This window comes from Methylobacterium sp. C33D, assembly GCF_053345825.1.
Genome location: NZ_JBKFAV010000019.1, coordinates 36,649 through 61,413, shown reverse-complemented (window position 1 = coordinate 61,413; position 24,765 = coordinate 36,649). Strand labels below are relative to the sequence as shown.

The following is a 24,765-nucleotide window of genomic DNA, read 5'->3' as shown; positions in this document are numbered from 1 at the left end:
GCGGGGCGGGGCTTCGGCACAAGGGCCGCCATAGCCCGTCCGGAGACCTGAGACCATGTCGCTCTACGTCGGTATCCTCCTCGCCTGCGCGGCCGGCCTCGCCGGCACCCTCCTCTGCCCGGACGGCAGGTCCGGCCGCTCGCGCCTGCCGCTCCTCGCCGCGCTCCTGGCGGGCGGCCTCGCCTGGCACGGCCCCGCCCGGGCCGGCGAGACCCTGCGCGGCCCCGCCCAGGTGATCGACGGCGGGACGCTGCGCGTCGGCGGGCGGCCGGTCAGCCTGTTCGGGATCGCCGCGCCGGAGGCCGACGCGACCTGCGCGGACGCCCGGGACCGGCCCTACCCGTGCGGCCGGGACGCCGCCCGGGCGCTCGCCGACCGGATCGGCGGGGCCCTCGTCGCCTGCGAGACGCGGGGCGAGGCCGGCGCGGCGCTCTGCCGGGTCGGCGAGGCGGATCTCGGGGCCTGGATGGTGGCGCAGGGCCTCGCCCTGCCCGACCGGGACCTCGCGCCGGACTACGCGCCGGCGGCGGACCGGGCCTGGGGGCGCCGCCTCGGCCTGTGGTCGGGGGTGTTCCAGGATCCCGCCGAGCGGCGGGGCCGCCGCGCCGCCGCCGCGCTCGGCGCCGCCGGGTGACAGGCCGGTCGTCAGCGGGAACGCTGCCGGGCACACCCGGTTGGACCGGCAAGCCCGTCCGGGGCGCACGAGGACTCGCGGAGGCCCCATGAGGTTCCTGAACCGTACGATGCTGCTCGCCGCCCTGCTCACCTGCGCGGCGGGGGCCGCTGGTGCCGCCGAGGGCCGGGGCAAGGCCGAGGGACGCACGGATGCCGGCGCGCCCACGACCAGCATGGGCGCGGGCGGCCTCAGCGGCACCGGCGCCACCCGGGACGGCGCCCGCACGAGCCCGGTCGAGAGCAAGGGGCAGCCGGGCGGCGCGAAGCCGCCCTCCGCCCCGAAGGCCGGGACGGGCCGCTGATCCGCTCCGGCACCTCGGGATGAGGCGCCGGGTCGGGGGTCCCGCCCGGCCGGACGGCGCTACTGCGAGCGGCGGCTGAACGAGACCGCGTAGGCCTGGACGCGGGCGTCGATCAGCGGGTCGTCCGAGACCTCGATCCCGTCGGTGAGGTTGTTGGGCATGAACAGCAGCGCCTTCTCGGCCTCGGCGCTGTCGGGCACGACCTTGCTCACCGTCACGGTGCCGAGATCGACCGTCTTCCGGTCGTCCGGCCAGGGCTTGGTGGCGTCGTTGGTCGGGTCGCCCGGCTCGGCGAGCTGGGCCAGCATCCTGAACTTCGCGGGCGTCCTGGCGACCCGCGGGCCGATCTCGGCCATCAGGAAGTTCGGGTCGCGCTTGGCCGCCTCCTCGGGCGGGAGGATCTCCTCGCCCTCCACCGGCACGAAGCGGAACCGGAACGGCTGCCGCTTGCCGGCGGCGTCCACCAGGATGAAGGCGTTGACGCCGTTATAGGTCTGCCGGGCGAGGCTCGACGGGGTCTTGGCGGTCCCGCCCGCGGTGGCGGCGGCCGGGTGGGCGGCGGCGAAGCGCTCCAGGGCGGTCGGATGGGCCGCGTTCGGGCCGCTCTCGGCGGCGGCCTTCAGGAGGTCGCGGAACTCCTCGCCGGTGGCGACCGGGAAGTACTTCAGCGCGTTGGTGACGACGTCCATCTCGGAGCCGTCGCTCAGCTTGAACTTGAGGGCGAGGCCGTGCGGGTTGGCGTCGGCGACGCCGTCCGGGATGGTCGGGACGCCGGTGGCGTCCGAGAACCGGACCGTCACCGGCACCGCCGGCCCCTGGAACAGGGAGGCCTTGCTGATCTTGGCCGCCTCGGGCGACGGGGTGAAGCTGCCCTCGGCCACCACGCCCTTGGCGTGGTTGGCCCGCGCCCCCGGATGCTTGCCGAACAGCGTGGTCATCACGTCGATCGTCTGCTCGGCGGTGGAGGCCTCCTGGGCCTGAGCCTGTGCCTGAGCCTGAGCCTGGGCCAGGGCGGCGGCCGCGAGCGCGGTGCTCAGCAGGAGGGCGAAACCCGATCTCGAACGCAGCATGGGAACCTCTCGGCAGCGACGGCCCGCCCGGGCCGGTCAACGCGGACCGGCCCATCTTCTAGGGAGCGAGACGCCGGAGGCACAACCAAAAGCTATGCCGCCGCGGAGAGGGGTGTGGGTTACGTCCCGGAGGGGGGCTGCAGATCGAGAACTTCGTCTTCGCTCCGCGCGCGAAGACGGTGCGGAGCCCGCTACCGCGCGCCGCGGTGGAGGTCGCCCTCGATCAGCAGGGCGCTGCGGCTGTCGAGCCGCGCGCGGTAGACCTGCAGGTTCTCCATGACCCGCTGGACGTAGTTGCGCGTCTCCGTGAACGGGATGCGCTCCACCCAGTCGATCACGTCGACGTCGCCCTTGCGCGGGTCGCCGTAGGCGTCGATCCACTTCTTCACGTTGCCGCCACCCGCGTTGTAGGACGCGAACGCGAGCACGTAGGAACCGCGCCAATCCTCCATCAGCTCGCCGAGATGGGCTTGGCCGAGCTTCGCGCAGTAGGCGGGATCGCTGGTCAGGCGGTCGACGTCGAAGGCGGTCGAGACCCGGCGGGCGGTGCGCTGGGCGGTGGCCGGCATCATCTGCATCAGGCCGCGCGCGCCGACGCCCGACTGCGCCCGCGGGTCGAACTGGCTCTCCTGCCGGGCGATGGCGTAGACCATGGCCCGCTCCACCTGCGGGACCGCCGTGAAGGTCTCGTAGCTGGGGATGCCGATCGTCGGGTAGGCGTGGGCGTCCAGCGGCAGGCCGCGCTGGACCGCGAGCTTGCCGATCGCCACCAGGGCGCGGGCGTCCTTCATGTCGGTGGCGAGGTCGCCGAGCGCCTGGAGCTCGCGCGGGTCGGAGAGATCCCGCGCCGCGTCGATGTAGAGCGGCAGGGCCAGCTCCTTGATCCCGGCCTCGCCGAGCAGGCGCAGGGCGCGGATGTAGAGCCGCCCGTCGAAGGCCTGGCGCTCCGCGCCCTCGAGGTCGGCCGGCGCCCGCAGGGGCAGGCTGGTCTGGCCGAGCCGGGCCCGGGCCACCTGGCCGTAATAGGCGATCGGCTGCAGGGCGGCGCGCTCGTAGAAGCGCTTCGCCTCCTCCGCCTGGCCGAGCGCCTCGGCCGCCCGCCCCTGCCAGTAGGCGGCCCGCGCCACCGAGATCGGGCTCTCCGCGACGGTGGCCATCCGGGCGAAATGCTGCGCGGCGCTCGCCGGGTCGCCGGTGAAGCGCAGGGCGATCCAGCCGGCGTGGAACTCGGCCTCGATCCGCTTCTCGGGCGTGCGCGCCGCCTGCCCGCTCGCGACCGCGTAGGCGGTCCTGGCATCGCCGAGGTCGAGGAGCTTGCGCGCCACGATCCGGCGCTCGATCCACCACTCGTCGCCGTCGACCAGCACGTCCGGGTTGCTCGGCGCCGCGGCGAGCACGGCGGCGGCCGCCTCGGGCTTGTCGGCCCGGCGGAAGTACTGCGCCCGGGAGAAGATGTAGGAGGCGTCCCCGCGCAGCGACGGCGGCACCGCGGCGAGCGCGGAAGCGGCGCCGGAGGACTTGTCCTCCACGGCCCGGCGGGCGCGCACGAGGCTGGCGTAGGCGCCGCCCGCGTAGCCGGCCGCCCGGCCGGCGCTCTCCCAGTCGTCCTTCAGGAGCGCCCGCTCCATCCGGTAGCGGTGGTCGACCCGGGTCAGCGCGTCCGGGAAGGCGTCGAGCACCTTGGCTTCCAGGCTCCGCCCGAAGCTCTCGGTGCGCCAGAGGTCGCGGACCATCTCGGCGGCGTCGGCCTCGCAGCCGTCGGCGCGCAGGGCCAGCGCCAGGGCGAACTTGCCCGGCGCGCTCACCGGCTTCGCCGTGGCGAAGTAGGCCCGCACCGTCGCGGGCGCCTTCTTCTCGGAGAGCAGCGCCTCCTCGGCCCGGCGGCGCAGCAGCGGGCCGGCCGGCCAGTCCGGATTGGCCCGAGCGAAGGCCACGGTGCGGTTGAAGCCGATGCCGGCGCCCGCGCGGATCGCCACCCACTCGAGCAGCGCCTTCGCGGCCGGGTCGGTGAAGCCGTCGCGCATCCGGTCGCCGTCGGCGACCCGGCCCTTGCGGTAGAGGTCGATGGCGCCGCGCAGCAGCGTCGGGTCGGTGTCGCCGGAGATCTTCGGGCGCGCCGGGTCCGGCACCTCGGGCACCGGGGCCGGCGGTGTGACGGCGGCGTCCGGCAGCGGGAAGGCCACCGGGGCGTCGGGGTCGGCCGAGGCGTAGGCCGAGGCCGCGGCCGGCAGCGTCCGGGCGGGCTCCTCGCCCTTGTCGTCGCCGCCGGAGGCGTGGACCGGGTCGAGCTTCAGGGCGTCGGCCGCGACCGGGTCGCTGGCCTTCGCGGCCTGCGCGCCCCGGACCTGGGCGGTCGAGAGGGCGGCGTCGCTCGCCGGCGGGGTCGGCTGCGAGGCCGGCGGCGTCGCGGCCGCGTCGGTGCCGGCCTGGCCGGCTGGGCCAGCTTGGCCGGCCGGGCCGGCGAGCGCCACGCCGACGGTGGCGATGAGCGCGGCGGCGGTGAGGGACGTGCGCTTCGGGGCCGGAGACGAGGCCGCGGGTCGGATCACGATTCCCCCCTACTGATCACCGGAGCGGGAAAGGTCGAGGATCGGGCCGTGACCATTAAGATCGCGTTAACCGTCGCCACGATCTGTTTGCGCGCCGTGACGCGACCGCCTATGTCTGCCGGTCCGTGCCCGTACGATGCGGACCACGCGCGGCGCCGAGACCGCCGAAATCCCAGCTGGGACCCTTTGGGACGCCTGAGATGACCGAGATGACCGGGAGCCGCCTGCGGGGCTCGCTCACCGCGCTTGTGACGCCCTTCCGCGACGGCGCCTTCGACGAGGCCGCGTTCCGAAAGTTCGTGCGCTGGCAGATCGAGCAGGGCAGCCACGGCCTCGTGCCCACCGGCACCACCGGCGAGAGCCCGACCCTGACCCATTCCGAGCACGACCGGGTGGTCGAGGCCTGCATCGACGAGGCGGGCGGGCGCGTGCCGGTCGTGGCGGGCGCGGGCTCCAACTCCACCGCCGAGGCGGTCGAGCGGGCGCAGCACGCCGAGCGCGCGGGCGCCGACGCCGTCCTGGTGGTGACGCCGTACTACAACAAGCCGACGCAGGCGGGCCTCTACGCCCACTTCAAGGCCGTCAACGACGCGGTCGGCATTCCGATCATCATCTACAATATCCCGCCGCGCTCCGTCATCGACATGAGCGTCGAGACGATGGCCCGGCTCTTCGAGCTGAAGAACATCGCCGGCGTGAAGGACGCGACCGCCAAGATCGACCGCGTCAGCCAGCAGCGTCAGGCCATGGGCGCGAGCTTCATCCAGCTTTCGGGCGAAGATGCGACGGCGCTCGGCTACAACGCCCACGGCGGCCACGGCTGCATCTCGGTGGTGGCGAACGTCGCCCCGCGCCTCTGCGCCGACCTGCAGGAGGCGACGCTGGCGGGCGACTACGCCAGGGCGCTGACCCTCCAGGACAGGCTGTTCCCCCTGCAGACCGGCCTGTTCGCCGAGGCCAACCCGGCGCCGGTGAAGTACGCGCTGTCGCGGCTCGGCCACATGACCGACGAGCTGCGCCTGCCGCTGGTGCCGGTGACCGAGCCCACCAAGCGCATCGTCGACGACGCCCTGCGCCACGCCGGCCTGCTGGTGGACTGAGGGAAGTCACGCATCATGGCCCCGAAACCGGAGCCCAGTCGGCGCATCGTCGCCGACAACCGCGCCGCGCGCTATCACTACACGATCGAGGACACGCTCGAGGCCGGCATCGCGCTGACCGGCACCGAGGTGAAGTCCCTGCGCGGCGGCAAGGCGACGATCGGCGAGGCCTATGCCGGGCCCTCCGGCACGGACCTGATGCTGTTCAACGCCTACATCCCGGAATACCTGGAGGCGAACCGCTTCAACCACGACACCAAGCGCCCGCGCCGCCTGCTGCTGCACCGCCGCCAGATCAACAAGCTGATCGGCGCGACCCAGCGCCAGGGCTACACGGTGGTGCCGCTGAAGATCTACTTCAACGACAAGGGGCGCGCGAAGGTCGAACTCGGTCTCGGCAAGGGCAAGCAGGCCCACGACAAGCGCGAGGCGGTCAAGGAGCGCGACTGGCAGCGCGACCGGGCGCGGCTGCTGCGGGACCGGGGCTGAGGCCGCGCCGTCATCGCGAGCGCAGCGAAGCGAGCCAGGGCAGCGCGACCTCGACGAGCACGGTGCTGCCGGATGCCTTCGCTCCGCTCGCAGAGACGATCGTTCCGACAGGGGCGCGCGCAGGCCGCGATGCGCGCGCCTTGCGCTGACCGCGCGATGGCACAAGATCCCGGACTCGCCGGTGCCGCGTCCCGAGCCTGCGATCCTGCGGAGCGACCCATGCCATCCACCCACGATACCCTGCCCGATGACCTGCCGGTCCCCGTCGACGACGGCGCGGCCGACCATCTGCGCGGGATGCGCCTGCCCGACGTGGCGCTCACCGCCACGGACGGCCGCACGGTCTCGCTGGCGCGGCTCCCGGGCCGCACCGTGGCCTACGCCTACCCGCGCACCGGCGAGCCGGGCCGGCCGGGCCTGACGCCCGACTGGGACGCGATCCCCGGCGCGAGGGGCTGCACGCCGCAGGCCTGCGACTTCCGCGATCACCACGCCGCGCTGACGGCCCGGGGCGTCGCCCAGGTCTTCGGCCTCTCGACCCAGACGAGCGCCTACCAGCGGGAGGCGGCCGAGCGCCTGCGCCTGCCCTTCCCGCTCCTGGCCGACCCGCACCGGGCCTTCTCGATGGCGGCGCGCCTGCCGGTCTTCGAGGCCGGCGGCCAGGTGCTGCTGCGCCGCCTCACCCTGGTGATCGACGACGGCGTCGTGAGCCGGCTGTTCTACCCGGTCTTCCCGCCGGACCGGAGCGCCCGGCAGGTCCTCGACTGGCTCGACGGGGCCGGCGCCTGAGGCGCTACTCCTCCTCGGCCTCCGGCTGGCGGATGCCGTAGCGGTTCTCCAGGCCCGGATTGGCCCGGCCCTCGCCGCGGTAGCGGGTCGGCGCCTCCCCGGAGGCCCGGGCCGGGCGCTCGCCGGGCTCGCGCCCGATCCGGCCCGCGAGGCTCGCGAGGTCGACGAACTCGTCGGCCTGCCGCCGCAGCTCGTCGGAGATCATCGCCGGCTGGGTCTGGATCGTGGAGATCACCGTCACCTTGACGCCGCGCCGCTGCATCGCCTCGACCAGCGAGCGGAAATCGCCGTCGCCGGAGAACAGGATCATGTGGTCGATATGCGGGCTGAGCTCGAGGGCGTCGATCGCCAGCTCGATGTCCATGTTGCCCTTGTACTTCCGCCGCCCCATCGAGTCCGTGAACTCCTTCACGGGCTTGGTCACGACGCGGTAGCCGTTGTAGTCGAGCCAGTCGATCAGCGGCCGGATCGAGGAATATTCCTGATCCTCGATCATGGCTGTGTAGTAGAACGCCCGCAGGAGGTTCTCCCGCGACTGGAATTCCTTGAGCAGCTTCTTGTAGTCGATGTCGAAACCGAGGGCCTTGGTGGTGGCGTAGAGGTTGGCGCCGTCGATGAAGATGGCGCTGCGCTGGGGTGCTGGCATGAACAGGTCGGATCCCGAAAAATAAAGGGTGACAGGAAATCGTCTGAACAATCGGTCGGGGTTCGCCCGGGGCGAGAGGCCGGGGCGAGAGGCCGGGACGGCGCGCCGCGATCGCGGCCGCCGCGCTCTGCAATCCGGGGTGGACCGGCGCGGTCGAAGATCCGCGCGACCGCCGCCCCGGCCGCCGGACCATTCGTTTCAAACGGGTCCGTGTCAAGCAGAGCGCGAGAATGTGCGGTCGTGAAAAACTGAACTCTCGGGACGGATTAATTGGGCGCGACGGCGCTTCATCATGAAGACCGAGGTTTGAGGAAGTTGATCCTGTAAACCTCAGATGCGTCGCGCCGCGCGACCCCCGGCCTCAGCCGTTCACGCGCTCCACGCTGTTGACCGGGCGCTTGCCGCGCAATTCGGCGATGATCGCGTTGAGGTGCTGGAGGTCCCAGACCGACAGGTCGATGGTGATGTCGGTGAAGTCCTGGGTGCGCCGCTTCATCGAGATGTTGTCGATGTTGCCGTCGTGGTCGGCGATCACCTGGGCGATCTGGGCGAACACCCCGGGCTCGTTGATCGACTTGAGCGCCAGCCGGGCCGGGAAGCGCTCGCCGCCGAGCGCCTCCGTGTCCCAGCGGACGTCGAGCCAGCGCTCCGGCTCGTTGTCGAAGGCGGCGAGCGCCGCCGACTGGATCGGGTAGACGGTGACGCCGATCCCGGGCGTCAGGATGCCGACGATCCGGTCGCCCGGGACCGCGCCGCCGTTCGGCGCGAAGGTCACCGGCAGGTCGCCCGCGAGGCCGCGGATCGGGATGGCGTCGCTGCGATCCCCGTCCTCCCCCTCCCGGCCGCCCTCGGCGCCCGGGAAGGTCAGCCGCATGGTCTGGTCGGAGGAGCGCACGAGCCGGCCGGCGCCGCTGGCGGCGCCCTGCGCGGCGGAGGGCCGGCGCTCGTCGCGGTGGTCGGGATAGACGGCGCGGACGACGTCGCCCGAGAACATCTCGCCCCGCCCCACGGCGGCGAACACGTCCTCGGTGGTGGCGCGGGCGAGCCGCGGCAGGGCGCCCCGGAGCTTGTCCTCCGAGAAGGTCTTGGCGGCGCGCTCGAAGGCCCGGTCCAGGATCTGGCGGCCGAGGCCGGCATATTGCCGCCGGACGGCGGCGCGGGTCGCGCGCCGGATCGCCGCGCGGGCCTTGCCGGTCACCACGAGGGATTCCCAGGCCGCCGGGGGCGAGGCGCCGTCGGAGCGGCTGATCTCGACCTCGTCGCCGTTGGCGAGCTCGTGCAGCAGCGGCGCCATCCGGCCGTTGATCTTGGCGCCCACCGCGGTGTTGCCGACGTCGGTGTGGACCGCGTACGCGAAATCGATCGGCGTGGCGCCCCGCGGCAGGGCGATCAGCCGGCCCTTCGGGGTGAAGCAGAACACCTGGTCCTGGAACAGCTCCAGCTTGGTGTGCTCCAGGAACTCCTCGGGGCTGTCGCCCTCGGCGAGGAGCTCGATGGTCCGGCGCAGCCACTGGTAGGCACCGCTCTCGGCGGCGAGCCGCGGATGCACGCTGCCCTCGACGCGGGCCGGGTCCTTGACCAGCTCGGCGCCGACTTCCTTGTACTGCGCGTGCGCCGCGATGCCGTACTCGGCGATGTCGTCCATCGCGCGGGTCCGGATCTGCAGCTCGACGCGCTGGCTCCTCGGCCCGATCACGGTGGTATGGATCGAGCGGTAATCGTTCTGCTTCGGGGTCGAGATGTAGTCCTTGTACCGGCCCGGCACCATCGGCCAGCTGGTGTGGACGATGCCCAGGGCCGCGTAGCAGTCCTGCACGGTGTCGACGACCACGCGGAAGCCGAAGATGTCGGAGAGCTGCTCGAAGGCGACGGACTTGCGCTCCATCTTCGACCAGATCGAGAACGGGCGCTTCTGCCGGCCGCTGACCTCGGCGGTGATCCCCTGCGCGCCGAGCTTCTCGGTGAGCACCTGCGCGATCGTCTCGACGACGCTCTCGGACTTGGCGGAGAGCCGCGTCAGGCGCTGCGTGATGGTGGCGTAGACCTCCGGCTCCAGGTTGCGGAAGGCCAGATCCTCCAGCTCCTCCCGCAGCTCCTGCATGCCCATGCGGCCGGCGAGCGGCGCGTAGATGTCCAGGGTCTCCTGCGCGATGCGGCGACGCTTGTCGTCGCGCATGTGCTGGAGGGTGCGCATGTTGTGCAGGCGGTCGGCGAGCTTGACCAGCAGCACGCGGACATCCGCCGCGACCGCGAGCAGCAGCTTGCGGAAGTTCTCGCCCTGCGCGGCCTGCTTGGAGACGAGGTCGAGGCGCTTGAGCTTGGTCAACCCGTCGACCAGGGCGCCGATCTCCGGCCCGAACAGCCGGCGGATCTCCTCCAGCGTCGCCTCGGTGTCCTCGACGGTGTCGTGCAGCACCGCGGCCACGATGGTGGCGTCGTCGAGGTGGAGATCCGTCAGGATCGCCGCGACCTCGAGGGGGTGGGCGAAGAACGGGTCGCCCGAGGCGCGCTTCTGCGTGCCGTGCGCCTGCATGGCGTACACGTAGGCGCGGTTGAGCAGCGCCTCGTCGGCGGCCGGGTTGTAGCGCTTGACCCGCTCGACCAGTTCGTACTGGCGCATCATCCGCCTGGACGGGGCCGGCGCGTCCGGGGTCGGGCGCGGGGTCGCGCGCGGTTGGTCCGCGATCGCCGGGACGGCGGCGGCCCCCGGCTGCGGGGCCGCGCCGGAGGCCGGCGGGCCGGCCACGGAACGAGAGAACCCGGCGTCTCCGCCGGGTCCGGTCTCGGTCAGGTCGCGCGCATCCAGGCCCACGCCGTCAGGCTCACTCGCCCTCGTCGTCGGTCTCGACCGGCGGGGCGAGGTTCTCGAGGCCGCGCAGCAGGTCCTCCTCGCTCATGCGGTCGAACTGGACCGCCGCGTCGTCGCTGGAGGACTGGGGCGCCACCGCGGCGGCGGCCGGCGAGCTCGACAACAGCGGCACGGTCTCGGCCTCGGGCTCGTCCACCTCGACGTATTTCTGCATCGAGTGGATCAGCTGCTCCTTGAGGTCGTCGGCCGTGATCGTCTCGTCGCCGATCTCGCGCAGGGCCACGACCGGGTTCTTGTCGCGGTCGCGGTCGATGGTCAGCGGGGCGCCGGCGGCCAGGAGGCGGGCCCGGTGGCTCGCCAGCAGCACCAGCTCGAAGCGGTTCTCGACCTTCTCGATGCAGTCTTCGACGGTGACGCGCGCCATGCGGGGCGGCTCCTTGGGCTTGAGCGACGGATGATGTCGGGTATGACGCCACTCTACACCGGATGCCGTTGTGCAACAAGCACAGCGGCTTGCGCCGGGCGCGCGCCCGGCGCGAGCCCGGCGCGGGCGGAGGACCCGTCGTTGCGGCATCCGCCGCGGCATCCGCCGCGGCATCATGGTGCGGCGCATTGTTGACACCCAGGGCCGCGGGTGCGAGTGCGCGCGCCATTCCAGAGTTTCGGCCGACACGGGCGGCGTTCGCGCGCCGCACGGCGCCGGCGATCAGGACGCAACATGCGCGCACTCATCTTTCCGGGCCAGGGCAGCCAGGCGGTCGGCATGGCGCGGGACCTCGCGGAGGCCTTCCCGCAGGCCCGGGCCGTGCTCGACGAGGTCGACGCCGCCCTGGGCCAGAACCTGTCGCGACTGATGTTCGAGGGGCCGGCCGAGGCGCTCACCCTCACGACCAACGCCCAGCCGGCCCTGATGGCGGCGAGCCTCGCGGTGCTGCGCGTGCTGGAGGCCGAGCGCGGCCTCGACCTCGCGCGCGACGTCGCCTGCGTGGCCGGCCACTCGCTCGGCGAGTACGCGGCGCTGGCGGCCGCCGGCAGCCTCACCGTCGCGGACGCCGCGAAGCTGCTGCGCCTGCGCGGCGCGGCCATGCAGGAGGCGGTGGCGCCGGGCGTCGGCGCCATGGCGGCGCTGATCGGCACCGATCCCGACGCCGCCCGGTCCATCGCCGAGGCGGCGGCCGACGAGGCCGGCGACGGCGCGGTCTGCGACGTCGCCAACGACAACGGCGGCGGCCAGGTGGTGCTCTCCGGCGACCGTCCGGCCGTGGAGCGCGCCCTCGGCATCGCCACCGGCCGCGGGATCAAGCGCGCCGTGATGCTCAACGTCTCGGCGCCGTTCCACTGCCGCCTGATGGCCCCGGCCGCCGAGGCCATGGCCCGCGCGCTCGGAGCCGTCGCCCTGGCGGCCCCGCGCGTCACCCTCTACGCCAACGTCGCGGCCGCCCCGGTCACCGATCCGGAGGCGATCCGCGCGGCCCTGGTCGAGCAGGTCACCGGCACCGTGCGCTGGCGCGAGAGCGTCGCCGCCATGGCCGCGTCCGGCGTCGACCGGTTCTACGAACTCGGCGCCGGCAAGGTGCTGACCGGCCTCGTCAAGCGCATCGCCCCCCAGGCGAGCGCCGCCGCGATCGGCACCCCCGCCGACGTCGCCGCCTTCGCGCTCTGATCCGCGCGCTCTGATCCGACGGAGTCCCGCATGTTCGATCTCACCGGCCGCAAGGCCCTCGTCACCGGCGCGACCGGCGGCCTCGGCCAGGCGATCGCCCGGGCCCTGCACGCGCAGGGGGCCGCCGTGGCGCTCTCGGGCACCCGGCCCGCGGCCCTGGAGGCGCTCGCCGCCGAGCTCGGCGACCGCGCCAGCCCCGTCGCGGCCGACCTGTCCGACAAGGACTCGGTCGAGGGCCTCGTCCCGGCCGCCGAGGCCGCGATCGGCCCGCTGGACATCCTCGTGAACAATGCCGGCATCACCCGCGACAACCTCTTCATGCGGATGAAGGACGAGGAGTGGGAGCAGGTGATCGCCGTCAACCTCACCGCCGCCTTCCGCCTGTCGCGGGCCGCCGTGAAGGGCATGATGCGCCGCCGCTCCGGGCGGATCGTCAATATCGGCTCGGTGGTCGGCAGCACCGGCAATCCCGGCCAGGGCAACTACGCCGCCGCCAAGGCCGGCCTCGTGGGCATGACCAAGGCGCTCGCCGCCGAGGTCGCCTCGCGGGGAATCACCGTCAACTGCATCGCCCCGGGCTTCATCAGCTCGCCCATGACCGACGCCCTCAACGAGAAGCAGCGCGAGGGCATCCTCGCCCGCGTGCCGGCCGGGCGGCTCGGCGAGGGGGCGGAGGTCGCGGCGGCCTGCCTCTACCTCGCCTCCGCGGAGGCGGGCTACGTCACCGGTCACACGCTGCACGTGAACGGCGGGATGGCCATGTACTAGCGCGCGTATACCGGTCCTCGATCGTCGAAGATTGCGCGCGAATCATCCCCGCCGACACGCAAGTGCCACACCCATGAAGGCTTTCTGAACGGGCCCTCGCCAGGGCGGGAACCCTGTGCTACCACGCCCGCCAGCCGTACAGGGGGTTGACGGTTCAGCGGGTTTTCAGTCCAAGGCCCTCCGGCGGGGGGCGTCCCGGCTCACGCGCCGGTTCACCTCAGAAGCACGCGCGATCGGACACCGGCCCGTCACAACAAGCCCGCAGGGGCGCGACGCGGCCACGGCACCACCCCGAGAAGACTGACAGACCAGAAGGACGAGGACGGAAGACCGATGAGCGATATCGCTGAGCGCGTGAAGAAGATCGTCGTCGAGCACCTGGGCGTCGAGCCCGAGAAGGTGGTCGAGAGCGCCAACTTCATCGACGACCTCGGTGCCGACAGCCTCGACACCGTCGAGCTGGTCATGGCCTTCGAGGAGGAATTCAACGTCGAGATCCCGGACGACGCTGCCGAGACCATCCAGACGGTCGGCGACGCCGTGAAGTTCCTGGAGAAGAACTCCGCCGCCTGAAGGCGCCGGGGACCGGGTTTACCGCGGCGCGGGTGAGGCGAGACAGCCCCCGCGCCGTTCCGCGTTTCAAGGCTCGGAGTCGTGACGCGTCCCGAGGGACCGAATCTGCCTCCGAGCGAGTTAGGACGATGCGCGACCGCGGCGGTGCCGGCGGGGCGGCGCCTCAAGACGGGACGAGTGCGATGCGGCGGGTGGTGGTCACGGGTCTGGGGATGGTCACGCCGCTGGGCTGCGGGGTGGAGCACACCTGGAGCCGGCTGATCGCGGGCGACAGCGGCGCCGGCCCGATCCGCGGCTTCGAATCCGCCGACCTGCCCTGCCGGATCGCCGCGCAGGTCCCGTTCGGCGACGGCACCGACGGCACCTTCAACCCCGACCGCGTGATGGAGGTGAAGGAGCAGCGCAAGGTCGACCCGTTCATCGTCTACGCGATGGCGGCGGCCGACGAGGCGCTGAAGGATGCCGGCTGGGCGCCGAAGAGCCACGAGGACCAGTGCGCCACCGGCGTGCTGATCGGCTCCGGGATCGGCGGCATCGGCGGCATCTACGACGCCTCCGTGACCCTGCACGAGAAGGGCCCGCGCCGGATCTCGCCGTTCTTCATCCCGGGCCGGATCATCAACCTCGCCTCGGGCCAGGTCTCGATCGCCCACGGCCTCAAGGGCCCCAACAACGCCGTGGTGACGGCCTGCTCCACCGGCGCGCACGCCATCGGCGACGCGAGCCGCCTGATCGCGCTGGGCGACGCCGACGTGATGGTGGCGGGCGGCGCGGAGTCGCCGGTGAACCGCCTGTCGATCGCGGGCTTCTCCGCCTGCCGGGCGCTGACCACGGGCTTCAACGACACGCCCGAGAAGGCCTCGCGCCCCTACGACCGCGACCGCGACGGCTTCCTCATGGGCGAGGGCGCCGGCATCGTGGTGCTGGAGGAGTACGAGCACGCCAAGGCCCGCGGCGCGAGGATCTACGCCGAGGTGGTGGGCTACGGCCTCTCGGGCGACGCCTACCACATCACCTCCCCGTCCCCGGACGGCGACGGCGCCTTCCGCTGCATGACCGCCGCGGTGAAGCGCGCCGGCATCTCCCCGTCCGAGATCGGCTACATCAACGCCCACGGCACCTCGACGCCCATGGGCGACGAGCTGGAGCTGAAGGCCGTGGAGCGCCTCCTGGGCGACGCCGCCGCGACCGCGACCATGTCGTCCACCAAGAGCTCGGTCGGCCACCTGCTGGGCGCCGCCGGCTCGGTCGAGGCGATCTTCTCCATCCTCGTCCTGCGCGACAACGTCATCCCGCCGACGCTCAACCTCGACAACCCCTCCGTCCAGACCCAGATCGACCTCGTGCCGTTCGAGGCGAAGCGGAAGCGGGTGGACGTCGTGCTGTCGAACTCGTTCGGGTTCGGCGGGACGAACGCCAGCCTGGTGATGCGGCGGGTCGCGTAGGCAAGTCGCCGTCTCGCTCTGCTTCGCGGCCCGGGTCTTCCGCAGGATCCGACCGCGCACCGCCCGCAGCCCGGTGTCCGGTTACCACCCTCGCCGCTCATTCTCCCCCGGCACCCGCCCCTGCGGCGTGAGCGCGTGCACCACCTCCGGCAGCGCCTGGGCGAGCTGCGACAGCAGCGTCTCGCGGTCCATCCCGGTCTGCTGCTGGAGGGTGTCCACCGTGTCGGGGCCGAGCGCCCGGGCGAGCTGGTCCGGGGCCACGGGGCGGTTGGTGCCGTGGCCGATCCAGGACTCCATCACGTCGCCGAGGCCGCCCTGGCGGAACCGGTCGACCAGCCCGTCGAGGCCGCCGAGATCCCCCTGCCCGTCCGGGGCGGCGCGGCTCGGCGGCGGGGCGTCGCCGGGGCCGTCGAGCATGCCGGAGAGGTCCGAGAAGTCGCCGGGCGGCAGGGACGGGTCCGTTGGGCCGCCCGGGCCGCCGTCGCGGCGGCCGCCGTACTGGTCCCAGCCGCCGATGTCGCCGCCGTCGTCGGGGCGGCGCCCGCCGGCATCGGCCGGGTGCTGGCCGGGATCGCGCCCGTAGGGGCCGGCGCCGCCGGAGCGGTCGGCCTCGGGGCCGGGCTCGCCCTGGCGCCCGCGCCCGAAGATGTCGCCGAAGCCGCCGCTGGCGCCCTTGGCCAGCAGGAGCATCAGCAGCGCCTTGACCAGGGGCGACATGCCCCCGGAGCCCTGCTTCTGCCCGCCGAACACCTGACCGAGCACGCCGCCGATCGCCGATTCGAGCAGTCCCATGCGCGTCTCCCCCGTAGGTCCGGGCCGGACGGGCCCGGGCCAACAACAATCCGGGGCGGGCGCGGGTTGCCTCGCTCAGCGGGCCGGCGTCGCGAGCGCCGCCTGCGCGGTGCCGCTGCCGGTGCCGGTGGTGGCGTCGGCGGGCTCGACCAGCGGCACCGTCGCGGCCGAGAGGATCAGTCCGGCCAGGAACAGGCCGGTGGCGGCGGCGCCGGCGCGGGGGCGCGGCAGGCGGACGGCGCGGCGTCGCGCGGGATGGGGACGGTCGACGGTCCTGGGCATCGCGGCCTCTCCGGGTTCGGGGCGGGCCCTCGGGGCCCTGTTGCCGGAAAAACGCCGTCGGGGGGCGGAGCGGTTCCCGCGCCGTCAGGTCCGGCCGGCGAGGCGGCGCCCCAGCGCCCCGAGGAGGCAGGCCGCGCAGTAGACCGGCAGGATCAGGGCCGCGCCGTCGAGCCACAGGCCCGGCAGCCCCGGCACGAACCCGGCGATCGCCGCCGCGGCCACGAGCCCCGCGACCACGCAGAGGCCCAGCGAGGCGGCGAGCCGGTCGGGCCAGCCGACCAGCGCGCCGACCACGAGGCCGAGCGCGGCCGCCCCGGCGAGCCCGGGCCAGAATCCGGCGAGCAGCAGCGTCACGGCCGTCCGGCCTCCCTGCGGGCGCGATCGCGGCGCGCGGATGGGCGCGCCGATGGGCGCGGCCCGGCCGGCGGGCGCGCGGCGGAGCGGATGTCCCTCACGGCAGCAGCGCGAAGACGACGGGGCCGGCCGGCCCGTCCGGCCCGGCCGTGACCTGCTCCGGCCGGGCCCCGGCCTGGAGGAGATACTCGACAACCGCCTGGGCGCGCAGGCGCGGCAGGTCGACCGGCGGCTCCTCGGGAGCCTCGGCGGGCTTCCTCGCCGCCGCCTTGCCGGTCTCGGCCTTGCCCCGGTCCTTGCCCCGGTCCTTGACCGCGCCCTTGGCCCCGTCCTTGGCCCCGTCCTTGGCCCCGTCCTTGGCCCCGTCCTTGGCCCCGTCCTTGGCCCCGTCCTTGGCCCCGTCCTTGGCCCCGTCCTTGGCCGCGCCCTTGGCCGTATGCGTCGCGGCCTCCTTCGCGGCCTCCTTCGCGCCCTCCTTGGCGGCCGGGCCCGGCCTGGCCGCGGCCCCCGGCTTGGCGGCGTCGGCGACCCGGGTCGGCTCGGCGGTCGCGCCCTCCCCCGGCGCCGGCCTGGCGGCCGGGGTCGCGGGCGGCTTGGCCGGGTCGGCGGGGCCCGAGACCGCGACGCGCAGCGACGGGCAGGTCTTCGCCAGGGCGGCCAGCGCGTCGAGGGTCGGGTAGAAGGCGGGTGTCAGCACGGCGCCGCCCGGGGGAAAGTGCAGGTCCGCCCCCGCCAGGGTGGCGGTGACGTCGGTGCGGCAGGTGGCGGGATCGCGCCGCTCCGCCGCGTCCCGGGCCGTGACGCTGGCCTGCGCGGTCCAGCCGGGAGGCAGGGCCTCGGCGAGCCGGTCGGGGGTGCGGGCGGCGCCCCCCCGGTAGAGGCTCTCGCCGGTGAGCGTCAGGGCGCGGTCCGAGACCGAGACGGTCCCGTCCGCGAGGTTCGCCACCAGCGGGGCGGCGGCGGCCAGCGCGTCCCCGAGCTCCGGCGGGGCGCCGTCGGCGAGGCGGGTGCGGTCGATGACCGGCTCCCGGAACAGGCGCGGCCGCAGGGCGGCGAGCACGCGCTCCCGGGTCGCCGCGTCCGGCAGGTGGCCGGTGAGGGTCACGGCGTCGGCGGTCCGGCGGATCGCCACCCGGTAGGGCGAGAGCGGCCGCGCCGTGAGCGCCACCCGCCCGGCCGCCACGCCGGCGGGCCGGTCGTCGCGCATCAGCGCCTCGGCGTCGGGGAGCGCCTGCCCGTCGATGGCGTCGCCGGTCACCGAGACCGCCCCGTCCCGGAACACGACCTGCCCGGACTGGATCAGCGCGGCGAGCTGGAACGCGAAGGCGATGAGGCGCTTCGGGTCGATCGCCGGGTCGAGGCCCCGGGCGGCCAGGAGCCGGTCCTCCACGGTGCCGCCCGCGGCGGCCTCGGTGGCGGCGCGCAGGGCGGTCTCGCGGTCGGCCGCCGAGGGGGCGAAGCCGTCGAGGACGATGCCCCGGGCCGATTTCGCCACGGCGAACCGGTAGGCAGCCACCTTGGGCGGCAGGACCTCGATCCGCCCGACGCTGAACCCCTCCGGCGGGTCCGACAGGGCCGCCCGCAGGGCCTCGTAGGCCGGCACGTCGAGGGCCTCGCCCGACAGGCTGAGCACGGTGTCGCTGAGCGCCGCCCGGCCGCCCTTGGCGAGGCCGGAGAGCCGGGCCGCCAGGAACGCGGCCGCGCTGGCGAAGTCCGGCGGCGCGCCCCGGGCGGCCCGGGCGGTGTCGTCGAGACCGGTGCCGGGATCGAGGGCGCCGCTGATCCGCGCCTCCAGGGCGCGACGGCCGATCTCGACCGGGCGGCTGCCCTCCAGGGCGATCCGGTTCTGACCCGTGCGGATCGCCGCCCACTGGAACGGCGCGGCGGTCTCGACGATGCCGAGTTCGGAGACGATGCGGCGCGGGCCGTCGAGGGCCGCGAGGCGGGACAGCACGGTGGCGCGCTCGGCGACGTCCGGCGCCTCGCCGGCGGCCACGAGGTCGCGCCCGCTGGCCTCCAGGCGCAGCCACGGCTCGCCGGTGGCGGTGGCCGTGCCGGCGGCGATCACCGCGCCCTCCGCGGCGAGCCCGTCGGCGATCCGCGGGGCGGCGTAGAGGGTCGCGCTCGCCCAGATCAGCGCGAGGGCCGGCAGGCCGGCGAGCCAGCCGGCGCTGCGCAGGCCGTGGGCGAGGGTTTCGGGCAACGGCACGATCGCGGGTTCTGGCGCAGGTCGGGGCGCAGGTCGGGGCGGGTCGGGCGCCCAGAGCACACCGCCTTTCCGGCAGCATGAAGGCCGGCCGCCTCCTTTCCCCGGGCGCCACCGCCGCGCCGCGTCCCTGCGCCGCCGGAACCGGCCGGACACCCTCCGGTTTCCGAGCCATACCCCGTCCGCCCGGCCCTCGCCGCCGTCCCCCGCCTGAGGAGCGCGCCATCCGGTCCATGCTCGCCGCCGCCCTGCTGCTTCCGATCGCCGTTCCGGCCGGGGCGCAGAGCCTGTCGGCCACCGCGACGGTGCCGAGTTCGGCCGCGCTGGAGCCGATCACCCCCATCGCCAATCCCGGCCAGCTCAGCCTGGGCGGCAGTTCCACCACCGGGCCCTTCCCGACCGTCTCGGCGCAGACCGGCGGCCTCGTGAATGCCGGTCAGCTCAGCTTCGGCGGCGGCGGCGGCGGAGGCGGCGGCCGCATCGGCGCGTCGGGCGGCCTCTCGGCCGGGACGACGCTCGGCACCGCGACCGCCGGTTCGGCCGCCGGTTCGGGCGGCGCGGGCCGTCTCGGCAGCCTGGGATCCACCGCGACGGGCGGTGCCGGTGTCACCGGCACGACCTCCGGGACCGGCGGGACGATCGGCGCCACCGGTGCCCGCAGCGGGCTCGGCGGCGCCTCCCGCTCGGGCCTGGGCCTGAGCACGGGCAGCCTCCCGACGTCGACCCTCGGCACGGGCGGGCTCGGGGGCGGCGCGGGCCTCGCCCTCGGCACCGGGGTCTCAGGAACCGGCGTCGGCACAGGGATCGGCACGGGTGTGGGCACGGGCCTGAACGCCGCCGGGACCCTCGGGACCTCGCTCGCGGCACGCTCGACCGGCGTCGAAGCGTCGACGGGTGTCGGCAGCGGCGTGGCCAGCGCGTCGGGTATCGGCGCGACCGGCGCCACCCTGTCCACCGGCGGGCTGTTCGGGCTGTTCGGGCTGTTCGGGCTCGGGACCGGGTCGGTGGCGAGCGGGGCCGCGGCCGAGACGGTTGCCGCGGCGGGCGGTACCGGCACGGGCGGCGCCGGGATCGCCGGGATTGCCGGGACGCCCGCGGACGACCCGGCCCAGGCGGCCCGCGCGCTGCCGGCCGGGGGCGGGTCGATCGGCGGTGCCGGCATCGGCGGCGCGGCGGCCGCGCCGGTCCGGACCGGCGACCTCTGCGGCGGACTCGTCGCCGAGGCCTGCCTCGGTCCGGGGTTCTGAGCGGTCTCCGGACGCGGAACCGGGCCGAACCGCTGCCGTTCCTTCTGTTCCGGCACCTCGGCCGGGACAGGAGTCAGAGATGAACGTCATGCTGGGCCGCGTCTCGCTCGCGGCCGCTCTCGTTATCGCCGTCTCGGGCGCTGCCCTGGCGCGCGAGGCCGGGCCCCGGGCCCACGGCGCCAAGGGCGCGGCCGGAATGCACGGGATCGGCTTCAACGAGCCGAAGTTCCGCTCGGACCTGCGCACCGGCAAGGAGCAGCCCTACACGTGGCCGGTGAGCGACCGCTATCGCCCGGTCTCGCAGCCCTTCTACGGCCGGGCCTACTGAGCCCTCCGGCGCACGCTCCGCCGAATGGATGAGTGGCGGTGCCCCGCTCCGCCGCGCACAACCGGGGCCGGCCCCGTTCCCGCCGTCGGAACGGGGGCCGATCCGGCGATGACCCAGGGGCACGGGGTCCGTGGCGTGCCGGCTCCCGAGGCAGGAGAGTGTGATGCATCCGCTGAACCGGCGCGTCGTCGCGGTCCCGGCCGTCGCGCTTCTGGTCGCCGCGCCCCTGCCGGGTCGCGCGGGCGAGTTCGCGCAGGTCCCGCCGGTGCCGGGCATGGCCCTGACCCTGCCCGATCCCGGCATGGCTAACTCGGCGCCCGGGCCCGCTCCGACGGCGGCACCGACCGCCGCTCCTGCCGCGGAGCCGCCCGCGCCGGTCAGGGCCGCTTCTGTTCCGGCGGTCGAGCGCCGGTTCCGGGCCCTGGGCAGCGGGCTCTCGTCGATCGACGGACAGCTCCCGAACCAGCGCACCGGCCAGCGGCATCAGCACGTGGTCCGCGACATCTGCATCGGCTGCTGACCCGCACCGGACACCGCGTGACGCCGGCTAGTGCGGCGCCCGCGCCCGCGAATTCGCCTGGATCCAGCGCGGCGACAGGACGTCGCCGGCCTCGGTGATGATCCAGGGCTGGGCCTCGCCGGATTCGATCGCCGCAATCGCGACGGCGAGGGCCTCGCGCAGGGTGGCGAAGGGCCGCCCCTCCGCGGCGTGGCCGGGCGCGCCCTTGGGCCAGATGGTCAGTTCGGCTCGTCTGTCGAGGTCGGAGGGCGTCATCGGCGCTCTCGGGGTGCTTCGCAGGCTACGTCCGCGGGATGTGGGGGTTCTACCGTGCCCGTGTGACGCGGATCTGGCACCGCGGTCTCTGAGTCGTGACTCGGGCCGCGACGCCAGCAACGCGCACCCTCGCCCGGCGGTTTCGACCGGTCCGGCGGCGCGCGCGAAAAACAAATCACGCGCTCCTCAAGTTTGATTTGAGAACGCGCCGGTGGAAGTTTAGTTCATTTGCATCGATTGCATGGCGCGCGCGAGCGGGGCCTGAATTCGCGGCTCCGAATGGCCGGGAAACACTGCAATACCGTGCCGTCATGGCGATATGGTGCAATGCGCAAAATGCATGCCGCGCCGCACAAATCCGTGGTCTCATGCGCCGGTCGATCGCATCCCGCGGTCGACACCGCGATCGAACCGGAGACGCACCATGCGCACGATCCTCATCCTCGCGTCGGCCGCGCTCACCTCGGCCGCCTTCACCGGCCTCGCCGCCGCCGACGACTGCCTGCACCTGACGCCGCCGCTCTACCGCGATCAGGCCCGGCCCGCCCAGCAGATCCGCGCGATCCACGATCTGACCACCACGCCCCAGCCCGTCGCCGCGCCGGCGACCGTCAATCGGACGGTCTCGTCCCTCGGCCGACCGATGGTCCAGGCCGCCGTCGAGGCGAGCCGCTGAGCCCGCTGCCGGGGACGGAGCGCCCCGGGCGGCTCCGTCCCCGGCCACCGCTCAGACGATGTGCAACGCCTGCGCAGCGACCGCGGGTGCCACGCCGCGACGGATCAGCCGCCGCGTCCGCGCCCGCTGATCGCGTTCGGAGCTGAAGGCGGTCCCCGCCGCGCGATACCCCTCGAGCCACAGATCGGCCCACGCGTACTGCGCCGCCATCGCGAGCAGGACGGCGTTCTCGGCCTGTTTCAGGCCCAGCCGCAGGCTCTCATCCGCCAGGCGGCCAACCTCCCCGTACATCATCTCCAACTCCGCGTCCGAACACGGCCGGCAGCGCCGCGCAGGGCCGCCGGCCACTCGCCCAGAGGCCGCGCAACGCGCCCGCTCAGCGCGCGGCCTCCCCGGCGGCGTCCCGCCCCCGCGCCGGGGTGGTGCGGACCATGTCGGGTGCGCGGCGCGCCGCTCCGACGAAGCGTCCGAAGACCGTCCGGACCTGTTCGAGACCGGTCCCGGCGACGTCGCGGCTCCGGGTCGCGACCGCGTGGCCCGAGAGCCGTACCATGCCCTGAGCCACGCGTGGTCTCCTGTCGGCCGCCATCCGCGGGCGGCCGGCCCGTTTGTGCATCGCACAGGGGGCGGCGTCCAGGGATCGCCCGCGCCTCGGCGCGACCGGTCAGATCGCGGTCTCGCGCCGGATGACGGCGTCTTCCCCGCTGCCCTTCTGCGCGAGGCCGACCTCGGGATCCTCGGTCGGGACCGTGGCCGGCGGCAGGGCCCCGGCCGCCGCGTCGCCGCGTTCGGTCGGGATCCCGTCCGCCTCGGGGGGCTCCGGGCTGCGGCTCGTCGGGGCTGCGGTCTCGGGCGCGCGCGTCATGCGATCTCTCCCTGCCTTCAACCAACGCGACGGCGCGGGCGCGGGTCCCGGGACTCCGTCACGAGGTCGGGAGGCGCGCCGCCGTTCGCGGCTCTATATGGGAGGTGCGAGCAGGGAGAGTGGTGTGTTCACCGTCAAGGGGATTGATCCGTCCGGGCGCGTCATGACGTTCGCCTGCGGGACGGACGAGCAGGCGATGGAGAAGACCTGGGAGCTGGCCCGGCGCGGCTTCCGCGAGATCACGGTCGCCGATCCGAAGGGCAAGGAGCTGTCCGCGGCCGCCTTCGAGCGCTCGCTCAACATCGACTGGGAATGACGCGCGGCGCCGCCCGGCCGGCGCCGCTCGAGTCCCACGACGGCAGGCCCCCGCCGGCTGCCGGATGAGCCGCCGAAGGCGCCTGTCAGGTCGCTTCGAGTTCGCGCCAGAGATTCACGCGGCCCAACCGTGCCGTCTCGGGGATGTCGGTCGTGGCGCCGATCTCCTCCGCCTTGCGCCAGATGGCGCGGCAGACGAGGATCTCGTTGCTCGCGTCGATGCTGAGGATGAAGCTGTCCGGGACGATCTCGGCGTCCGGAAGGGCGACCCGCACGCCGCCGGCGGACCGGTCGTAGACGATGCAGGGCAAGCTGCGATGCTCGTCGACCGAGATGCTGCCGGTCTCGTTGAGAAGCGTGCGTGGAGCGCTGCGTCGTTCGAACATCACCGCCTCGAGAACCTCTGCCCGACAGGATCGGCCACCCGGGTTCACGCGGGGTTTGGGAAATGCCTCGAATTGTCGGGATGCCCGCGTCCCTGTGAATTCCGAGTTCTTCGTGCGGGCCCGGCCGGATCGCGTGCGCGGCGCTTCGCCGCCCGCCGGGGAGCGGGGGCGACGAATCCGGAGGAGCGGAGGCGGGCCGGGTCGGAGTAGCGGCGGTCCGAGCCCTGCCGCGGGGGCGACCTACCCGGTCACGACCTCGACGAGGGTGGTGAGGAAGCCCAGCGCGACGGCCCCGATGCCGCCCATGAAGGCGACGTCCCACCCGGCGAATTCCCGCGACTGGGGTGCGCGCAGGAAGGCGAACAGCGTCACGGCGGCCCCGCAGAGGACGAGGGCGAGAGCCAGAACAATCGGTCGAGACATGGCGTTTCCTTCTGCGCCGGTCTCGCGGCCCTTCAGGGCTCTTGTAACGGACGAGTGCGACCGGCTTGATCTGTTCAGGCTCTTCCGTCTTCGAAACATGACAGACGAGGACGCGGTGAACAAGGCGCTAATCTGTTCTGCATTGCGGAACAGTTGCCGGAATGCCGCCTTCGTCTGACTTGGACGCAGGACTCGCCGCGGGCGCGCCGCCGGGGCCGCCATTTGCGAGGGGCCTTCGACCGGCGGCCGCGCGGGCGGGACCCCGGGACGGGATCCGGCCCGGTCAGTCGACGAAGACGCGGACGCCGTCGGTGTTGAGGATGTCGCGCTGGTCGGCGCACCATTGCTCCGCGCCGACCGCGGCGATCTCGTCGGCGACCCGCCGGCCCTCCTCGGCGATGGCGTCCCGCGCGCGCGGGTGGCCGAGGGCCGCGTCGAGGGCTCGGCGCACCGTGCGCGACAGACCTTCGGAAACCGCGTCGTCGATGGTGTAGAGCCTGCGGCAGTACAGGACGATGCCGGCCTGCGCGCCGACGATCCGCACGAGTCCCTGGATCGTCTCGGCGCGCTTGACGTCGCGCTCGGCGTCGCCCGCCCCCTCGGCGGCCCGGGCCGCGCCCGTCAGGGGCGCCGCGGCCAGGAGGATGGCGAACAGCAGAGCGCGACTCATCCGGAGCCTTCCTTCGGTCCGAGGCCGGACCCGCCTCAGGAACGCCGCAGCGGGCGAGCCGTGCCCGCCCCTCGCCGCGGCTCCGTCAGACCCGGCCGGTCACTGCCGCCCGGTCACTTCCGGGCGGCCATCAGGTCGTGGGTCAGCACGGTCAGCTTGCCGATCAGGTTGCTGATGTCGGAGCCCTTGCAGGACCATTGCGTGCCGATCGCCTCGCCGTCCGCCGAGACGGAGACGACCGCCACCGAGCGCAGGCGGCCCTCGCGGGCCAGGGCCAGCTGGTCCTGCAACACGGCGATGATCGACGCGGTGTCCTCGTCCACGACCGCGGGCGCGATATGCGCCGGGAACGGCACGACCGAACTCGTCATCGTCTGCTCTCGCTTCATCTCGCCGGCCCCTTCGGTAGCATCCTCGGGTTCCGGCGTGCGCATCAGCTTTGTGCAGAGTGTGGCAGCTTGTCCGTGTCCCGCGATGTCCTGGGCGTGTGTGGCCGTGATGCAACGGTCTCGGCGCGGTCTCGGGCCGCGCGGCGGCCGGCGCTCCGGGGGAGGCCGGACGCGGCCGC

31 protein-coding genes are annotated in these 24,765 nt (G+C 74.0%); 14 read left to right on the top strand and 17 right to left on the bottom strand.

Annotated elements, in window-relative coordinates; translation table 11 throughout:
* The first annotated feature begins 55 nt into the window (after positions 1 to 55).
* Complete coding sequence (locus tag ACLBXO_RS16745) at positions 56 to 634, top strand: thermonuclease family protein (protein ID WP_447686048.1); 579 nt, start codon at positions 56 to 58, stop codon at positions 632 to 634.
* Between the two features lie 88 nt (positions 635 to 722).
* Complete coding sequence (locus tag ACLBXO_RS16740) at positions 723 to 977, top strand: hypothetical protein (protein ID WP_447686047.1); 255 nt, start codon at positions 723 to 725, stop codon at positions 975 to 977.
* A gap of 59 nt (positions 978 to 1,036) precedes the next feature.
* Here the strand turns inward: ACLBXO_RS16740 and ACLBXO_RS16735 are convergent, their stop codons facing one another.
* Both ACLBXO_RS16735 and ACLBXO_RS16730 read right to left on the bottom strand, forming a co-directional pair.
* On the bottom strand, positions 1,037 to 2,047 hold the full coding sequence (locus ACLBXO_RS16735; RefSeq protein ID WP_331316543.1) for a catalase family peroxidase: 1,011 nt from the start codon (positions 2,045 to 2,047) through the stop codon (positions 1,037 to 1,039).
* A 191-nt stretch (positions 2,048 to 2,238) separates the two neighbouring features.
* Positions 2,239 to 4,596 carry a transglycosylase SLT domain-containing protein gene (locus ACLBXO_RS16730; RefSeq protein ID WP_447686046.1) on the bottom strand — a complete coding sequence of 786 codons (2,358 nt, stop codon included), beginning with the start codon at positions 4,594 to 4,596 and terminating at the stop codon, positions 2,239 to 2,241.
* A gap of 200 nt (positions 4,597 to 4,796) precedes the next feature.
* Between ACLBXO_RS16730 and dapA the strand changes: the two genes are divergently transcribed.
* The 3 genes from dapA to ACLBXO_RS16715 all read left to right on the top strand — a co-directional run bounded on the left by dapA (position 4,797) and on the right by ACLBXO_RS16715 (position 6,974).
* The gene (gene dapA / locus ACLBXO_RS16725) at positions 4,797 to 5,696 is read left to right on the top strand and encodes a 4-hydroxy-tetrahydrodipicolinate synthase (RefSeq protein ID WP_331316547.1); all 900 of its coding nucleotides are present in this window, start codon (positions 4,797 to 4,799) and stop codon (positions 5,694 to 5,696) included.
* A 15-nt stretch (positions 5,697 to 5,711) separates the two neighbouring features.
* Entirely contained in the window at positions 5,712 to 6,185 is a 474-nt protein-coding gene (smpB, locus tag ACLBXO_RS16720) for an SsrA-binding protein SmpB (RefSeq protein ID WP_043073623.1), read from the top strand.
* 219 nt (positions 6,186 to 6,404) lie between these two features.
* Positions 6,405 to 6,974 carry a peroxiredoxin gene (locus ACLBXO_RS16715; RefSeq protein WP_447686045.1) on the top strand — a complete coding sequence of 190 codons (570 nt, stop codon included), beginning with the start codon at positions 6,405 to 6,407 and terminating at the stop codon, positions 6,972 to 6,974.
* Positions 6,975 to 6,978: 4 nt separating this feature from the next.
* Here the strand turns inward: ACLBXO_RS16715 and ACLBXO_RS16710 are convergent, their stop codons facing one another.
* The 3 genes from ACLBXO_RS16710 to rpoZ form a co-directional block, all read right to left on the bottom strand.
* On the bottom strand, positions 6,979 to 7,620 hold the full coding sequence (locus ACLBXO_RS16710; protein ID WP_331316550.1) for a LabA-like NYN domain-containing protein: 642 nt from the start codon (positions 7,618 to 7,620) through the stop codon (positions 6,979 to 6,981).
* Positions 7,621 to 7,981: 361 nt separating this feature from the next.
* Positions 7,982 to 10,243 (bottom strand): RelA/SpoT family protein, encoded by a 2,262-nt coding sequence (locus tag ACLBXO_RS16705; RefSeq protein ID WP_331316552.1) that lies wholly within the window; start codon positions 10,241 to 10,243, stop codon positions 7,982 to 7,984.
* Positions 10,244 to 10,442: 199 nt separating this feature from the next.
* Positions 10,443 to 10,853, bottom strand: coding sequence for a DNA-directed RNA polymerase subunit omega (gene rpoZ / locus ACLBXO_RS16700; RefSeq protein ID WP_010685409.1), 411 nt, complete (start codon positions 10,851 to 10,853; stop codon positions 10,443 to 10,445).
* A gap of 294 nt (positions 10,854 to 11,147) precedes the next feature.
* On the opposite strand from rpoZ, the gene fabD reads away from it, so the two are divergent.
* The 4 genes from fabD to fabF all read left to right on the top strand — a co-directional run bounded on the left by fabD (position 11,148) and on the right by fabF (position 14,878).
* Complete coding sequence (gene fabD, locus ACLBXO_RS16695; RefSeq protein ID WP_447686044.1) at positions 11,148 to 12,092, top strand: ACP S-malonyltransferase; 945 nt, start codon at positions 11,148 to 11,150, stop codon at positions 12,090 to 12,092.
* A 30-nt stretch (positions 12,093 to 12,122) separates the two neighbouring features.
* Positions 12,123 to 12,860, top strand: coding sequence for a 3-oxoacyl-[acyl-carrier-protein] reductase (gene fabG / locus ACLBXO_RS16690; protein WP_447686043.1), 738 nt, complete (start codon positions 12,123 to 12,125; stop codon positions 12,858 to 12,860).
* A 333-nt stretch (positions 12,861 to 13,193) separates the two neighbouring features.
* A complete protein-coding gene (locus ACLBXO_RS16685; protein ID WP_007559070.1) occupies positions 13,194 to 13,433 on the top strand; it encodes an acyl carrier protein in 240 nt (79 codons plus the stop codon).
* Between the two features lie 182 nt (positions 13,434 to 13,615).
* Complete coding sequence (gene fabF / locus ACLBXO_RS16680; protein WP_447686042.1) at positions 13,616 to 14,878, top strand: beta-ketoacyl-ACP synthase II; 1,263 nt, start codon at positions 13,616 to 13,618, stop codon at positions 14,876 to 14,878.
* A gap of 81 nt (positions 14,879 to 14,959) precedes the next feature.
* Here fabF and ACLBXO_RS16675 read toward each other — a convergent pair whose 3' ends face one another.
* The 4 genes from ACLBXO_RS16675 to ACLBXO_RS16660 all read right to left on the bottom strand — a co-directional run bounded on the left by ACLBXO_RS16675 (position 14,960) and on the right by ACLBXO_RS16660 (position 18,515).
* The gene (locus ACLBXO_RS16675; protein ID WP_447686041.1) at positions 14,960 to 15,670 is read right to left on the bottom strand and encodes a YidB family protein; all 711 of its coding nucleotides are present in this window, start codon (positions 15,668 to 15,670) and stop codon (positions 14,960 to 14,962) included.
* A gap of 75 nt (positions 15,671 to 15,745) precedes the next feature.
* The gene (locus ACLBXO_RS16670) at positions 15,746 to 15,952 is read right to left on the bottom strand and encodes a hypothetical protein (protein ID WP_447686040.1); all 207 of its coding nucleotides are present in this window, start codon (positions 15,950 to 15,952) and stop codon (positions 15,746 to 15,748) included.
* Positions 15,953 to 16,036: 84 nt separating this feature from the next.
* Positions 16,037 to 16,306 carry a hypothetical protein gene (locus ACLBXO_RS16665; RefSeq protein WP_447686039.1) on the bottom strand — a complete coding sequence of 90 codons (270 nt, stop codon included), beginning with the start codon at positions 16,304 to 16,306 and terminating at the stop codon, positions 16,037 to 16,039.
* A gap of 97 nt (positions 16,307 to 16,403) precedes the next feature.
* Entirely contained in the window at positions 16,404 to 18,515 is a 2,112-nt protein-coding gene (locus ACLBXO_RS16660) for a hypothetical protein (RefSeq protein ID WP_447686038.1), read from the bottom strand.
* 230 nt (positions 18,516 to 18,745) lie between these two features.
* Here ACLBXO_RS16660 and ACLBXO_RS16655 point away from each other — a divergent pair, with 230 nt between their 5' ends.
* The 3 genes from ACLBXO_RS16655 to ACLBXO_RS16645 all read left to right on the top strand — a co-directional run bounded on the left by ACLBXO_RS16655 (position 18,746) and on the right by ACLBXO_RS16645 (position 20,607).
* Positions 18,746 to 19,759 (top strand): hypothetical protein, encoded by a 1,014-nt coding sequence (locus ACLBXO_RS16655; protein WP_447686037.1) that lies wholly within the window; start codon positions 18,746 to 18,748, stop codon positions 19,757 to 19,759.
* 79 nt (positions 19,760 to 19,838) lie between these two features.
* Complete coding sequence (locus tag ACLBXO_RS16650) at positions 19,839 to 20,087, top strand: hypothetical protein (protein ID WP_331316559.1); 249 nt, start codon at positions 19,839 to 19,841, stop codon at positions 20,085 to 20,087.
* Between the two features lie 163 nt (positions 20,088 to 20,250).
* Positions 20,251 to 20,607: a hypothetical protein gene (locus ACLBXO_RS16645; RefSeq protein ID WP_447686036.1), complete on the top strand. Its 357-nt coding sequence runs from the start codon at positions 20,251 to 20,253 to the stop codon at positions 20,605 to 20,607.
* Between the two features lie 27 nt (positions 20,608 to 20,634).
* Here ACLBXO_RS16645 and ACLBXO_RS16640 read toward each other — a convergent pair whose 3' ends face one another.
* On the bottom strand, positions 20,635 to 20,862 hold the full coding sequence (locus tag ACLBXO_RS16640; RefSeq protein WP_331316562.1) for a hypothetical protein: 228 nt from the start codon (positions 20,860 to 20,862) through the stop codon (positions 20,635 to 20,637).
* Between the two features lie 424 nt (positions 20,863 to 21,286).
* On the opposite strand from ACLBXO_RS16640, the gene ACLBXO_RS16635 reads away from it, so the two are divergent.
* The gene (locus ACLBXO_RS16635; RefSeq protein ID WP_447686035.1) at positions 21,287 to 21,538 is read left to right on the top strand and encodes a hypothetical protein; all 252 of its coding nucleotides are present in this window, start codon (positions 21,287 to 21,289) and stop codon (positions 21,536 to 21,538) included.
* Positions 21,539 to 21,589: 51 nt separating this feature from the next.
* Here the strand turns inward: ACLBXO_RS16635 and ACLBXO_RS16630 are convergent, their stop codons facing one another.
* The 3 genes from ACLBXO_RS16630 to ACLBXO_RS16620 form a co-directional block, all read right to left on the bottom strand.
* Positions 21,590 to 21,832, bottom strand: a complete 243-nt coding sequence (locus ACLBXO_RS16630) for a hypothetical protein (protein WP_447686034.1) — start codon at positions 21,830 to 21,832, stop codon at positions 21,590 to 21,592.
* A gap of 82 nt (positions 21,833 to 21,914) precedes the next feature.
* Entirely contained in the window at positions 21,915 to 22,103 is a 189-nt protein-coding gene (locus ACLBXO_RS16625; RefSeq protein ID WP_447686033.1) for a hypothetical protein, read from the bottom strand.
* Positions 22,104 to 22,202: 99 nt separating this feature from the next.
* Positions 22,203 to 22,403 carry a hypothetical protein gene (locus tag ACLBXO_RS16620; protein ID WP_331316566.1) on the bottom strand — a complete coding sequence of 67 codons (201 nt, stop codon included), beginning with the start codon at positions 22,401 to 22,403 and terminating at the stop codon, positions 22,203 to 22,205.
* 97 nt (positions 22,404 to 22,500) lie between these two features.
* Here ACLBXO_RS16620 and ACLBXO_RS16615 point away from each other — a divergent pair, with 97 nt between their 5' ends.
* The gene (locus ACLBXO_RS16615) at positions 22,501 to 22,719 is read left to right on the top strand and encodes a hypothetical protein (RefSeq protein ID WP_210383195.1); all 219 of its coding nucleotides are present in this window, start codon (positions 22,501 to 22,503) and stop codon (positions 22,717 to 22,719) included.
* Positions 22,720 to 22,804: 85 nt separating this feature from the next.
* On the opposite strand, the gene ACLBXO_RS16610 is transcribed toward ACLBXO_RS16615, so the two are convergent.
* The 4 genes from ACLBXO_RS16610 to ACLBXO_RS16595 all read right to left on the bottom strand — a co-directional run bounded on the left by ACLBXO_RS16610 (position 22,805) and on the right by ACLBXO_RS16595 (position 24,586).
* Entirely contained in the window at positions 22,805 to 23,104 is a 300-nt protein-coding gene (locus ACLBXO_RS16610; protein WP_447686032.1) for a PilZ domain-containing protein, read from the bottom strand.
* A 240-nt stretch (positions 23,105 to 23,344) separates the two neighbouring features.
* The gene (locus tag ACLBXO_RS16605; protein ID WP_331316569.1) at positions 23,345 to 23,527 is read right to left on the bottom strand and encodes a hypothetical protein; all 183 of its coding nucleotides are present in this window, start codon (positions 23,525 to 23,527) and stop codon (positions 23,345 to 23,347) included.
* Between the two features lie 283 nt (positions 23,528 to 23,810).
* A complete protein-coding gene (locus tag ACLBXO_RS16600) occupies positions 23,811 to 24,197 on the bottom strand; it encodes a hypothetical protein (RefSeq protein WP_447686031.1) in 387 nt (128 codons plus the stop codon).
* A gap of 113 nt (positions 24,198 to 24,310) precedes the next feature.
* Positions 24,311 to 24,586, bottom strand: coding sequence for a hypothetical protein (locus tag ACLBXO_RS16595; protein WP_012318895.1), 276 nt, complete (start codon positions 24,584 to 24,586; stop codon positions 24,311 to 24,313).
* Positions 24,587 to 24,765: the final 179 nt, after the last annotated feature.